General features: G+C 35.9%; 6 protein-coding genes. 4 read left to right on the top strand and 2 right to left on the bottom strand.

Features of this window, described 5'->3' with window-relative positions:
- Nucleotides 1-48: 48 nt before the first annotated feature.
- Nucleotides 49-6,795 (bottom strand): alpha-2-macroglobulin family protein, encoded by a 6,747-nt coding sequence (locus LY01_RS04660; protein WP_104514621.1) that lies wholly within the window; start codon nucleotides 6,793-6,795, stop codon nucleotides 49-51.
- A 119-nt stretch (nucleotides 6,796-6,914) separates the two neighbouring features.
- On the opposite strand from LY01_RS04660, the gene LY01_RS04655 reads away from it, so the two are divergent.
- Both LY01_RS04655 and LY01_RS04650 read left to right on the top strand, forming a co-directional pair.
- A complete protein-coding gene (locus LY01_RS04655) occupies nucleotides 6,915-7,670 on the top strand; it encodes a tetratricopeptide repeat protein (protein ID WP_104514620.1) in 756 nt (251 codons plus the stop codon).
- A gap of 45 nt (nucleotides 7,671-7,715) precedes the next feature.
- A complete protein-coding gene (locus LY01_RS04650; protein WP_104514619.1) occupies nucleotides 7,716-9,068 on the top strand; it encodes a UDP-N-acetylmuramate--L-alanine ligase in 1,353 nt (450 codons plus the stop codon).
- An 82-nt stretch (nucleotides 9,069-9,150) separates the two neighbouring features.
- On the opposite strand, the gene LY01_RS04645 is transcribed toward LY01_RS04650, so the two are convergent.
- A complete protein-coding gene (locus LY01_RS04645; RefSeq protein WP_104514618.1) occupies nucleotides 9,151-12,102 on the bottom strand; it encodes a S8 family serine peptidase in 2,952 nt (983 codons plus the stop codon).
- 283 nt (nucleotides 12,103-12,385) lie between these two features.
- Here LY01_RS04645 and purH point away from each other — a divergent pair, with 283 nt between their 5' ends.
- Nucleotides 12,386-13,933 carry a bifunctional phosphoribosylaminoimidazolecarboxamide formyltransferase/IMP cyclohydrolase gene (purH, locus tag LY01_RS04640; RefSeq protein WP_104514617.1) on the top strand — a complete coding sequence of 516 codons (1,548 nt, stop codon included), beginning with the start codon at nucleotides 12,386-12,388 and terminating at the stop codon, nucleotides 13,931-13,933.
- Nucleotides 13,934-13,987: 54 nt separating this feature from the next.
- Nucleotides 13,988-15,022, top strand: coding sequence for a rod shape-determining protein (locus tag LY01_RS04635; RefSeq protein ID WP_104514616.1), 1,035 nt, complete (start codon nucleotides 13,988-13,990; stop codon nucleotides 15,020-15,022).
- The last annotated feature ends 11 nt before the right edge of the window (nucleotides 15,023-15,033 follow it).

Below are 15,033 nucleotides of genomic sequence, written 5' to 3'. Positions count from 1 at the left end.
AAGGTGCAGACATATTGCTGCACCTTTAAATTATAGGGTTTAAACAAATTATTCTTTTATAAATACTCGCTCTCCAGCACTATGCGCTGAGAATTCTGGCGCATACATATTTTCTATAGTGGTTATACCATTAGAAAAATTACCTGCGTTATTTGCTCGCACTTCATACTCAAAAACATAAGTTCCTTTTTTCAAATGATCAAAGAAAAAGTGAGTCGCAACATCTTTTGTACTTTGATAATAACCCAATCCATCTTGCCATTTATATTTTGAAATAACATCTACAGGTTCAAAACCACTGGCACGCATATCTTTTAAATGTATAAAATCCATATCATTTGCAGACTTGATCTCTAATCGCACCGTTATTAAATCACCTATTTCTAGCGCGTCTTGAGAAGTGATTTCTTTAAGTTCTTCTCCAGAATTATTACTCACCTTTTTGTACAATCTCTTTTTTATTGATAACGCTCCTTGATCATCTGTTGTGATTTTATCAAGATCTTCAAAATACTGCCAGTATAAACCACCATAACCAGTGACTTCTCCTTTATTCTTCACCTCTACTGTAGCGTGTTTATTTGTGATCTCTTCCTTATTCAACGAGATTTTAAAATAACCTGTTCCAGCTTCTACATTTGTTTTACTCAACTTATCTTCTGGTAGTGGTTTTCCTGCCCAAGTGATTTTATTATTCACCTCAACATCTGTCCATTTACCATTTTGTAGCAGCAGCGCATAGGTAGCATCGGCAGTGGCTTTTGTGGATTTCCATTGTGTGGTTCTTTTCTTTTTCAATAACCATACTTGCAATTCTTCTACTGTTTTTTTGTCTTGTTCGATCTCAGAAAATGCCTCGATCGCTAGTGCTTGTGTTTCTATATCGCTGCTGTACCAGTACCAGGAGTTGGTATTTTCTTTCCAGTACATACCGTTTTCCTTGTTGACTACCGCCGTTTGTCTTAAACCTTCTAAAATTTTCCCAGCCACTTTCTTTTCTCCATTTCTATGCAAGGTGATTGCCATTAATAATTGCGTGTATAAAGGTTGAGAGGCAAATTCTTTTTCCGCTTTCGCGAAAGCTAACTTCTTACCATCTTCTAATACCTTATTCATCTTTTTATCGAGAACCGACGGCTCAAAACTACGTGCATATTGATAATGCCAGTAACTACTACCGAAGTTATATTTCTTTAAATTCTTACTATACTTAAGATAGTCATTGAATCGTTGCACCCATGCACGATCTGTTGCTGCGATGGCATTTTTATACATGCGGTCTGTTTGTGGTCTATCTGCATCATTAACACCTAATTTATTCAAATGACCTATTCCTGCAGCGATATGTCTAGTGATATACTCATTAGTATTCCCACCGCTGAACCATGGAAAACCACCTGAATCACCTTGTTTCTCTTCTAGTTTTGCCAGAGTTTTCTTTTTCTCACGAGCTGTTTTATCTAGGTCAAAGAGCACCGCAAGACGCTGTTGTTTTTGCTCTTCACTTTGTGCGTCTCGCAACCATGGAGTATGAGCAAGAATCACAGATTTCAACTCTTCATTTTGTTCTAACTTACTTTTACTAGAACCGTTTGCAGCCCAACTATCAAAAACCTCTTTTACCTTAGGACTGCTGTTTAAAATATGTGCTGCCATCGCGTTTGCATAATATCTAGAGAATGTTTGCTCTGCACATTCATGCTCATATTCCATTAAATACGGCAGTGATTTTATCGCATACCAGCTAGGATTAGAGGTGTATTCAAATGTCATTTGATGGTTTTCTAGTGTTGTGGAAGTATTATTTTCTAATTTATCCATTACCACTTCTTCTGTCTGTCCAGCACGTACCCAAAGCGATCTAGACTCGGTAACCAGCATTCTATTAGTAAGTACTGGCAGGGTATTTTCTTCTCCATCAGAGAATTTATCTGACTTTGCAATGACACGATAGGTAACCGCTTGTGTACCTACTGGAATAACAAAAGTCCAGTTAACCGATGCGTTACCACCCTTTTCTGCACTGAAATTTTGCAATGCATTTGTGTTTTTCAACTCTTGATCTATAGGTTGCATGGTCAGCGCATTAAATAATTTTAAGGTCGCGATTCCTTCCATTTTTGCGTCACTTAAATTGGCAATCTTAGTTGAGAATCTAATGGTATCTGTTTCTCTTAAGAATCGCGGAGCGTTAGGTATAAGACTCAGCTCTTTTTGAGTCACGACCAGTTTTTCTAGATAAGCGGTTTCTGCTTTTTTATTATGCGCAAAGAGTCTTAATTTCCATTGGGTTAACATCTCTGGAGAAGTGAATGAAAATTTAAGATTACCTTTTTTATCTGTTTTTAATTCTGGTAAGAAAAAAGCGGTTTCTTTTAAATCCTTTCTTATCTGTACATTATTCAACGACATTTCTTGAAGTACTAGATCGTTTGCACTCACACCAGCTTTGGTCGAGATAATAATAACACCATTTGCTCCACGACTGCCATAAATAGCTGTTGCGTTATCTCCTTTTAAAATGGCTGTTTCTTTAATTTGAGAAACGTCTAGACTTTTAAAGAAATCTTCATCCACCGGCACACCATCTACTATTATTAAAGGCTCTGTATTTCCATTAATGGAACTAATTCCTCTCAATTGAATAAGTGCATTTGCTCCTGGCTGGCCAGTAGCTGTTTGCACCGTTAAACCTGCTACCTGGCCTTCTAGTCTTTGTATTACTTTGCCATTACTAAGAGTATCATATGCAATACCGTTTGCCGTAACAATTGAGATTTTACCATCTGGTCCAATAACCCTTTGATAAGTATCACCTCGATAGGTGTTAAAATCATTAATTCCATCTGCAGACTCAGATGTTATAATGATAGAAGAAACGCTAGACATTGATTTTGTAGTAGTTCTATAAGCTGTTACCACCACCGTATCCAGACTAGCATCCATTAATGGACTTATCACATTTTGATTACCTACTAAAATTTCTACTGTATCATAACCGGAATAGGTAAAAACTAAAGTATCCTCTGGAGATGCTTTAATTGTATATAACCCATCAAAATCAGTTGTAGCATTCTCCGCACTACCTTTAACAGAAACTACAGCTCCCAACAAACCTCCATCTGTATCTGTAACGCGACCAGTGATATAACCAGCAATAGGTTTTACTTTCTCATACTTAACTTCTATTCTAGCTTTGTAATTATTGTATTGATTTATATTTCCTGTAAAGGATAATCCAAAATATTTGAATTGGTCAAAATCCAGTTGCGGCATTTGCACCTGTCTATATGGAAGGTACAATCTAGTACTGCTTGTATTTAAGTAATTAACCTGACTATAAAAGCTAGGCTCATAACCACTCTCATAAGTGTTAAAACTAAACCCATCCCAGTTCTTTACTGTAAATTCATCTAGACTTTTATCATACATACTGGCCAGCACCTCGCCATTCATACCATTACCCTTTTGATCTTTTATGGTAAACGACCACTCTTCTTCCATGCCTGGATAGAGTTTATTTCTAAAGGTATTGGTCTCTATATTAAAAACAGTTGCTGCTTTCTGGCTGCCTTGCGCCATAAAATTATTACTTGTGTACTTATTTTCTTTTTGCACAGAATACCTAAATTTAAGTAGGTTCTTATCTGCATTTTTAAGCTTGTATTTTTTAGTTGTTTTTCCTTTGGGTAAAAATATTACTTCGTCCTTTTTAAGTCCTTTAAAGTCATAAGTTATAAGATTCATGTAAACTCCATCCATAGAGGTAAAGTAGTTTACGGTCGCTACATTATCCTTTATCTGCAGGTCGTGTGATATGATCTCTGGATTTACAGGCAGTTGTTTATTTGCCCAAACCTCTACTTTATTAATTTCTTCTACATAATCTACCTCGTTATCTAGACTTTTACTTTTTCCTGTTTCCACAGCTTTAACATAAACTACATAGTTGCCATTATCCCAGTTTTTTGTAATAGGTAATTCTACTGTAGTTAATGAATCTATTGTCATGCGCTTCTTAAAAATAATGGGCGCCGTTTTATAATCTGCAGGTTTTTCACTCTCACGCAATTCTGCATAAGGGAATTTATCTCTATAGGTTTTGTCATCGCTTTGATAGAATTCTGCAGCAGGTAATCCAGATGGTATAATGACATGATCTGGTGTTTTAAGTTGTCTTATCTGTAATTCTACCTGCGCTTCTACCAGTTCTCCATTTAAGTTTTTAACGGCTACTTTAACCTGGTTATCATCTGTAGATAAGGTAGTAGCATTTAAAAGAGATACCTCTATACTTTGTTTACCGACGCGCACACTAGTGCTAGCCGTTCTAGTCTCGCCATTAATGTCTACCACCTCAGCATCTATTCTATAGGTGTAAATAGGGTGGAGATCTTTTGCTACTAGTGTAGAGTCTGCAATGGCTTTAAATTTTATGGCATACTCTCCTTTATTATTAGTTACAAATTCTTCATCTGTTTCTAGATCATCACTATCAACGATTACTTGATCACCAGAATGATATCCAGAATATCTCCACCATGGCAATCTAGCAGATCTTGTTACTTTATAATGTACGTTGGCATCTGTAATGTTGGATCCTAGTAACGCTTTCGCGAAAGCGGTAACCACAACAGAGTCATTCATAGCATAAGATTCTTTTACCTTTTTAAAATCTACTTTAAAACGAGGTCTTTTATATTCTTCTACTTGAAATTTAGTCTCATTATCATAGTCGTCATTAAAATCATAAACATTATCCCAAAAATCAGAATCCTCGTCGCTATCTATTTCTATATAAAACTGACCGGTTAAGGTTTCTTTGGGCAGTGTGAACTCACCATGAAAACTACCATATTCATTAGTAGTTGCTGTTATCTCTTGGATTTCTTCGTCATTTGCATCATATACGGTCAGAAAAAATTCTTCATTAGGAACTACAAAAGAAGTTTTCCCATCATTTGCTACCAATATACTTTTATAATAAACCGTCTGTCCTGGTCTATAAATGGCACGATCTAGATAGGTATACGATTTTACAGTTACTTCGCTCTCTTCTTCTACCTCTTCTTTTTTATCACTTTTTGTGTAATATCTATTGTAATAAAAATACACCTGATTCACAACAATATCGTCTCCAAGAACAGCTTTTAACGTATACCTACTATTTTTACCGTTAGAGTTTTCTAAAACAGCTTTTCCATCTCTATCTGTAATAGCAGTGGTTGTGTAATTAGAATTGAGCTGAGATAGCTCTAGCTTTACATTCTTAAGAGGTTTTCCTGTTTTTTTATCTAGCACCTGGACAGCAATGGTGTTTCCTACACGTTTATTTAAAATAGACATTTGAGAAACGGTCATTAAACTAGCTGCAATATCCTGACTGTTATCACTTTTAGTTTCTATCACTACTAGATAGGTGGCAGCATCTAACCCATCTACATTATATTGATAACTATGATCATAAGTATCCTGCGCAGACTCTAACTTTATGGTTTTAGAAAGAGCCACACGATTTTCTTTTTGCGCTGTTTTTAAAGTGACGCGATACAATGAATCTCTATTACCTTTTAAGCTTAAAAAATCATGCGCCACTTTAATGTAATGGATGGACGCCTCATTTACATTTTTATATTGAATCACGCCACGATGCAATTCATTAGGCATTACCTGATCCTGATGCTGTATTCTTAAACTAGGTGCGTAAATACTAGAAAGTAGCGAACTACATTTAATAGCTCCATAAGAATCTGGAAACTGCTCGATTGCCTTTTTTGAAATCGCAATTGCTAGATCACGATCTGCCTGGCGAGTACTTTTATCTTTATAATTACTCTGCTCATAATGATATTGAGCCAGGTTATACATAACTATTGTACTTACCGCTTTACCTTTATAGGTCGCTAATAACTGTTCATGAATAGATTTGTATACTGGTAATTCCCTATTGGCGTTTAAAAAGCTTTTTTCATAGTCCAGTCGTTCTAATAAAATAGTCACACAAGCACCGTGGTCATTTTTATTCTTATGCAAGGTTTCTAGCGTTGCATAAAGCTGTAACACATCGTATTTAGAAAAAACAGTATCTCCTTTGGGTCTTTTTATTTCTCTTAAAACATCTGTAGAGCGAAAAGCATTTTTATCTGTGATGACATAAGTTTCTTTAGGTCTAGTGATTCCGTAATAACCTGTTTTATAAAAATCAAGTGCCTCTCTAGCTAGTAGATCTAATAAAGTAGGTCGCAATTCTCTACCTAATGGACGTGCATTTAATACAGCGGCAAATTCTGAAACAGGTAGTTTACCTAATGCTTCTTTATCCTTTAAAGCTAGTTTATGATGTGTAGAAATCACATCATAGAATTTTTTAATATCCCAAGTTTCAAAATCATTTTCATCTACCGTTGCGCCAGCAGTGCGGCGCTGTAACTTCCAGCGATTCTGACTCACATAATCATTTAAAAGCTTTGCATAAATGGTGTGATACACATTTTTTTTAGGGAATTTTGCTCGATCTATAAGCCCAGATAACTCTGCTAAAACTAGTTGTTGCCCTTTCTCTTCTTTGATTAAATTAAATTTTGCTCTGAAGAGAAATGTTTTTACTAACTGGTCATCATCCTTTTTACGTTGTGCGTGTTTATAGATGTCGCGCACTATCTTTCTAGCATCTTCTACCCTATTCTCCACCTCTAGTTTCTCGACATTTTCCCACTTTGCAGTGTAATAGTCTTGTGCATATGACTGAAAGTTGCTTCCTAAAACTAACAGTATAAAGATTAAAAAATGTCTCATGGGCTTAGATTTTGACCTAAAGGTACGTGGATATTCAAATAATAGAAACTAAGATTGAGTAAAAGTATCTTTTCATTGAGGGAAACGGCTTTTGGTTTACTTTTTGATATTTTTACCAAATGAAGAAGACATTTATTGCCCTACTCTTTTTAATGAGCACAGTTGCTTATGGTCAGTCCGCTTTCGCGAAAGCGGAACAATTATTCAAAGCTGAGAAATTTGACAAAGCACAAATTGCATTTACCAAATTATATGAACAAGACCATTCTGACCTAGACGTCATAGAACGATTAGGTGATATTGCTAGCCATCAAAATAATTTTGAAAAAGCTATGGGATATTATAAAAAGTTAATAGACAGCAATTCAAAAAGCGCCCGATATAACTTTAAATATGGCGGTGCAATGGGTTTATATGCCAAGAGCTCTTCAAAATTAAAAGCTCTAGGAATGCTAGACGACATTAAAAAACATTTAAAAAAAGCTGCAGAATTAGACCCTAAACATATAGAATCTAGGCATGCCTTATCTCAACTGTACTGTGAGTTGCCTGGAATAGTGGGTGGATCTATAAGTAAAAGCAGATCCTATGCAGACCAATTGATTAAAATATCGCCAGTAGATGGACATCTAGCACATGGTTATATAGATGAATATGAAGAAGAGTATGATGATGCTGTCGTATCTTATCAAAAAGCAGTAGACACTGGCGGTTCTTTACTCACCTATCGCAAACTAGCATCTATTTATCAACATAAATTAAACGACGATAAAAAAGCACTAGAGACACTGAAAAAAGCATCTCTTAAACATATAGACACACAACTTAAAGCAGATATACTTTCTTTAGAATCTAAGATAGAAATGAATGACTAAGTCATATATTTTACTAGCTTTATAAACTTACCAAATACATAAATTATGCGCGTACATTTTATCGCGATAGGCGGCAGTGCCATGCACAATCTAGCTCTAGCTCTACATCATAAAGGCGACCATGTAACAGGAAGCGACGACACTATTTTTGAACCTAGTAAGTCCAGATTAGAAAAACACCATCTACTTCCAGAAGAATTCGGCTGGTTTCCAGAAAAGATAACTACAGATTTAGATGCAGTTATTTTAGGTATGCATGCCAAAGAAGATAATCCTGAGTTATTAAAAGCTCAAGAACTGGGAATAAAAATCTATTCCTACCCAGAGTATTTGTATGAGCAATCTAAAAACAAAACTCGTGTGGTTATAGGCGGTTCTCATGGTAAAACCACCATTACTTCTATGATATTGCACGTGATGCATTATCATGAAAAAGAAGTCGATTATATGGTAGGTGCGCAACTAGAAGGATTTGAAACCATGGTACATCTAACAGACGAGAATGAATTTATGGTCTTAGAAGGTGATGAATATCTTTCTAGCCCTATAGATAGACGTCCTAAATTCCATTTATACCAACCTAATATCGCCTTGATATCTGGAATAGCTTGGGATCATATAAATGTATTTCCTACATGGGAAAATTACCTCAGTCAGTTTGAGCAGTTTGTAGAACTAATGAAAAATGGTAGTATTCTAGTTTATAATGAAGAGGACACAGCTGTTAAGGATATTGCAGAGGCAGCTACAAAGCCTACTAGAAAACATTCTTATACAGTACCCCAGCATCAAATAATCGATGGCACCACCTATTTAGACACTCCAGAAGGTGACATGCCTATAGAAATCTTTGGAGAACATAACTTGAGCAATCTAGCCGGCGCAAAATGGATATGCCAGCACATGGGAATAGATGAAGATGATTTCTATGAAGCGATTGCGACTTTTAAAGGTGCGTCAAAACGATTAGAAAAAGTAGCAGAGAGTAAAACGGCTGTTATTTATAAGGATTTTGCGCATTCACCTAGTAAGGTAGCCGCTACTACAGCAGCAGTTGCTACACAATATAAAGAACGTAAAACCATAGCCTGTCTAGAGTTGCACACATATTCTAGCCTTGATCCAGAATTTTTAGTTCAATATAAAAATGCACTCAACCCAGCAGATGTAGCTGTGGTGTTTTATAGTCCGCATGCGGTAGAGATTAAAAAACTTGCTCCTGTATCCAAAGAGCAAATCTTAGAGGCTTTTGATCGTGATGACTTGATAGTCATGACAGATTCTGCAGCATTCAAAGAATGGCTGTTTAAACAGAACCTAGACCATAGCGCATTGCTATTAATGAGTAGTGGTAATTATGGTGGACTAGATTTTAAAGAACTAGCTGATTTAGTTTAAGGTTCTTTCTTTAAAAGTAAAAAACAAAAAAAATGCGATCCTTTTCAGGATCGCATTTTTTATTTAAGATTATCTCAGATTATTATTTATTGATAATGATCTTTTCTACAGTTGAAGAAGCACCTTGTTGTACTTGTAATAAGTATAAACCGTTAGTAAGATTCTGAACATCTATCGTTTCATCTAAATTACCACTTAAATTCTTAACATCTCTAGTAAAGACTCTTCTACCATTAAGGTCAGAAATAGTTATTACAGCGTCACCACTATTAGTTGCATTTGCAGTACTTACAGTAAATACACCATTAGATGGATTAGGATATACAGCAAAATCAAGTTCTTCAATAGACTCGTTACTTAGAGTTTGTGGCTCTTCACAAAAAGTGATGCTCCATGCATTCAAAGTACCTAAATCTGCAGGTCCACGATCTGCTACACTAAGAGTCCAATCTCCATTAATAGTTTCACCATTAAAGTCTGACAAATTACCTACTGGTTGAATAACCCCTGTATAACCAGATAAACCTGTAGCAACATCACAAGTAAACGGACCTCCATTATCGTCAAAGGTTACTAACAAATCTTCTAAATCACATCCAGAAGGAAAAGCTAACAATACTGTAGTACCTGCAGGAGATGTCAATGTTATAAGTAGATCACCAGAATACTCATGTGTACTTCTTACAAATACAGAAATCTTACCTATGTTAACATTGTTTACTCTATTAATGCTCAAAACGCTCGTAATTCCTGTGGCGTTATCATCAGGTATACTTATAGGAGTAGGCACTGATGCCGTTATGTCTTCACAATCAAATGTGGTAAATGATCTGGTAACAAAAGTTCCTTGCCCGCAATCATTAATAGGCATTACTCTCCAATAATAAGTTAAAGAAGGAAATAATAAAGAAGGGTCAATTCTTAAGGAGGATTGATCTACTAACACATCTAAAACAGGTCTACCAAATGCAGGGTTTACAGCTATTTGAATTTGATATTGTTGTGCGTTAGGCTCATCATCCCAATCTAAAATTGCTGATGTATCGATAGTAGTAGCCTGATCAGCTGGAAAAACTAGGTTTACAGGACTAAAAGTATCGCTCATTATCCTTAACGTTAAATCTATACTTCTTGTTCTAGTCGGAGTCACAGCGTTAACCGTTAGATCATAAGTTCCAACAGGAGCAGCTCCTAAATTACTTAAGTTTAGAGATAAACTTGCATTATTTGTAAAACTAGAATTACTAAAACTAGCAGTTACACCTGAAGGAAGGTTTACAAGGCTAAGAGTTGCTGTTTCATTAAAACTTTGGTCAGCTAAAAACTCAATTGGAAAGCTAGTTATTTGATCATTACAAACTTCAATACTGGGACTAACAGAACTTAAAGCATATATATTATTTAAGCCTGTAACTACGAGACTAAATTTTTGGCTTCCGCCTACTAAGGAACCTTTATGAGTAACTGTTATTGTATACTCACCTGTAGCGTTAGGAACTTCAACTCTTTCAACATTATCTACAACGTTATCACCGGTTGAATTAGAGCTAGCCCCTATTAATTTCCATGGTTCGAAAACGGTACCACTTTGAGAAATTCTAATATCTAAATCATTTATTAATGCTGGTGTTGCATCGTTTGCACCTCCTTGATTAACATTTCCAGCAACATCAGTCCAAGAAATAGAAGCCATTAATTTTGAAATATCATCAGATTTTATAACAAAAGTAAATGTATCTCCATCTTGTAATTCCTCTTCTATGATATTTGATCTCAATTTATCTCCACTAATCACATTGGCAGCTTCCATAGTATTCATCATTCCCCATCCCGTTATTGGGTCAGGACCAGCGATACCTATATCATCTGCAGTATGAAGAGTAATGCCTTTCAACGTAGCAGCTCTCATAAACTTTCCATTAAGATTTTTATAATGTTGCTGTAACAAAAGCATGGACCCTGTTACATTTGGTGCAGACATTGAAGTACCAGAAATAGAATTGTAAGCACTAATTGATGTGTCAAAAGTAGAAAGTAATTGAGTACCATTACCTGTAATATCTGGCTTAACCCTCAAGTCATCTGTTGGACCCTGACTACTACTAGCATTAATAAAAACAGAATTTAATGAACCATCTGTATTAATTACAGCATCTTGAGCGTTTGCAACAACCATTACATTTTTTGCTACTGAGTTAAACGAAAGTTTATCTAAATTCACATTCCCTTCTATTGGAATTCCATTTGAAGTACTATCACCTCCATCGTTTCCTGCAGAGAAAACAGGTAAATAATAAGGTGCATCAAATGCTATTTGATCTACATCTCTAGAATCAGTAATATACTTCCCGAACAAATCATCTCCAATAGAACCTGCATTAACTCCGTAAGAGTGGTTACTTAATAGGGCTCCATTTGAGGCAGCAATCGCCATTTCTGTAAAATCATTACTCCAATCGTTAGTAATAACATTTGCTTGAGGTGCCATACCTTTTGCAGCTGGATTAACTCCTGATGCTACTATAGTACCAGAAACATGTGTGGCATGAAAACTATTCCCATTACCTACTAGCACATTATCTCCTACCTGAGCGCGTCCTACTGACGAATTATTAAACTCATTATGAGTAGTCAACACAGCACCACCATCCCAAACGTAAGCAGTCATATTTTGACCTTCTACATTTAGACCTAGTGACCCACCATTGTGTAATCTATTAGCTCTAGAGCTATTTGCAGCATCTACGTTATGAATAGTATAATAAACCGGAGAGCCATCTTCAGCGATTCTCATTAATTGTTGAAAAGATCCATCTTTTGGGTTTTCAATAATCATAGGTACATTATTAGCCTTTGAATATTCTAAAGCTTTTTCTAGACCAATAGTGTTTTTTTGATCTAATTCATTTATCAACCTATAAAGGCTTTCCTGATTGTTGTTTTTGATAATTTCAGCTTTTTCTTCCTTAGTTTGTGAGAAACACAAAGATGAGACCAATAGAGATGAAGCTAAAAGCAAGTTAATTTTTTTCATAATTTCGGATATAGGTTGCTAAAATATGGAAACATTATCTCTATTTCTGTGATAAAGAGATTTTTATTCTGTGACATTTAAACTATTTAAATGAAATACACAGAAAAATTCGTTAAAACATCGTAATACACACGTGCAGTCACTTACAAAGTTTTAAACTAACATTTAAATATCTAGGAAAAATCTATAAAAAGTTTAAAAACACTTCAATTAACACGCTCTTTAAATACATAAAACATTCTAAAGAATTACTTTTGCATTTTCCCACAAATAACCACACAACATGAGTCAAATCACTGCAAAAAGCGCCCTTATTTCTGTATTTAATAAAGACGGCTTAGGACCTATCGTTAAAAAAATGAACGACTTAGGCATCACCATTTATTCTACTGGAGGAACTGAAAAATTTATTAAAGATCTCGGTATAGAGGTAGTCCCAGTAGAGGATGTAACTTCTTACCCTTCTATATTAGGTGGTCGTGTAAAGACATTACACCCTAAAGTTTTCGGAGGTATTCTTAACAGACGTGATCATGATGGTGATGTTGCTCAGTTAGCAGAATTTGAAATACCGCAAATCGATATCGTAATCGTAGATTTATATCCATTTGAAAAAACCGTAGCAAGCGGTGCAGCACAACAAGATATTATTGAAAAAATAGACATAGGTGGTATTTCTTTAATACGTGCTGGTGCAAAGAACTTTAAAGACACTCTTTGTGTAGGTACTGTAGATGATTATTCAAAACTACTAGAAGTTCTAGAAGCAGGAAATGGTGTTACTGACATCGAACAACGTAAAGAATTTGCAACAAGTTGTTTTAACGTTTCATCTCACTACGACAGTGCGATCTACAATTACTTTTCTGGTGACTCACCTGAAAAAGCATTAAAATTAAGTGAGCAACACGTTATGCCATTGCGTTATGGCGAAAACCCACACCAGCGTGGATGGTTCTATGGGAACTTTGACGAGATGTTTATTAAACATCACGGTAAAGCACTTTCTTACAACAACTTACTAGATGTAGACGCTGCTGTAAATTTAATTAGTGAGTTTGAGAATGACGCACCTACATTTGGTGTATTTAAACATAACAATGCTTGTGGTGTCGCACAACGTGAGACAGTACTTGAGGCATATGTAGATGCACTTGCTGGAGATCCTGTATCGGCATTCGGTGGTGTTTTAATTTCTAATGTTGAGATTGATGCTGCAACGGCTACAGAAATTCACAAATTATTCTGTGAAGTTGTTATTGCTCCATCATTTGCTAGCGATGCACTAGAAATTTTAAAAGGGAAGAAAAATAGAATCATGTTAGAGCTTGTTGATGGTGCGCTTTCGCGAAAGCGAGATACCAACAAACTTGAAGTACGCGCTTCATTAAACGGTTACCTGGTACAAGATCCTAATCTTAAAACAGATCAAAAAGAAGATTTAAAGACAGCAACTACTCTTGCTCCTACCGATGCTCAAATAGAGGATTTACTATTTGCCTCTAAATTATGTAAACATACTAAGTCTAACACTATCGTACTTGCAAAGAACAAACAACTGTGTGCAAGTGGTACAGGACAAACATCACGAGTAGATGCATTAAACCAGGCTATCCATAAAGCACAGTCTTTTAAATTTGACCTAGAAGGTTCTGTTATGGCTAGTGATGCGTTTTTTCCATTCCCAGACTGTGTAGAAATAGCTGATAATGCAGGGATTAACGCAGTGATACAACCAGGCGGATCAATAAAAGACCAACTTTCTATAGATTATTGCAATAAAAATAACATTGCGATGGTTTTCACTGGGACGAGGCATTTTAAACACTAGATTTGTAGTAGCTTTGCAAAGCCCTAATTATTAACGTTTTTCCACTCATCATTTATGGGATTTTTTGATTTTCTTACAGAGGATATTGCCATCGACTTAGGTACGGCAAATACACTTATTGTTCACAACGGTAAAGTAGTTGTAGACAGTCCATCTATAGTAGCAAGAGACAGAACCACAGGTAAAATTATTGCCGTAGGTAAAGAAGCTGCTATGATGCAAGGGAAAACTCATGAAAACATTAAAACAATTAGACCTCTTAAAGACGGTGTAATTGCAGATTTTGATGCGAGTGAAAAAATGATCTCTATGTTTATAAAAGAGATCCCTGCATTGAAAAAGAAGTGGTTTGCCCCTTCTTTACGTATGGTTATTTGTATCCCTTCTGGTATTACAGAGGTGGAGATGAGAGCTGTAAAAGACAGTGCAGAAAGAGTTAATGGTAAAGAAGTTTACTTAATACACGAGCCTATGGCAGCTGCCATAGGTATAGGTGTAGATATCATGCAACCTAAAGGAAACATGATCGTAGATATAGGTGGTGGTACTACTGAAATCGCGGTTATTGCTCTAGGAGGTATTGTATGTGATAAATCGGTGAAAATTGCAGGTGACGTTTTTACTAACGACATCGTTTACTACATGCGTACTCAACATAACCTTTATGTAGGGGAACGCACAGCAGAAAAAATTAAGATACAAATAGGTGCCGCTACTGAAGATCTTGAGGTACCGCCAGAAGAAATGAGCGTTCAAGGACGTGACCTTTTAACTGGTAAACCTAAAGAAGTAAAAATAGGATATAGAGAAATAGCTAAAGCGCTAGATAAATCTATTTTACGCGTGGAAGATGCGGTTATGGAAACACTATCACAAACTCCTCCAGAACTTGCAGCAGATATTTACAACACCGGTATCTACCTAGCTGGTGGTGGCTCTATGTTACGTGGTCTGGACAAACGTTTATCACAAAAAACGGACCTACCTGTTTACATTGCCGAAGATCCTTTAAGAGCCGTAGTACGTGGTACTGGTCTTACTCTTAAGAATCTAGACAAATACAAAAGTGTACTAGCAAATAAGTACTAAAACCTTATTCT

This window comes from Nonlabens xylanidelens (assembly GCF_002934445.1).
Lineage (GTDB): Bacteria > Bacteroidota > Bacteroidia > Flavobacteriales > Flavobacteriaceae > Nonlabens > Nonlabens xylanidelens.
Note: the sequence above shows the minus strand (reverse complement) of the source record. Positions and strands in the feature narration are given on the sequence as shown.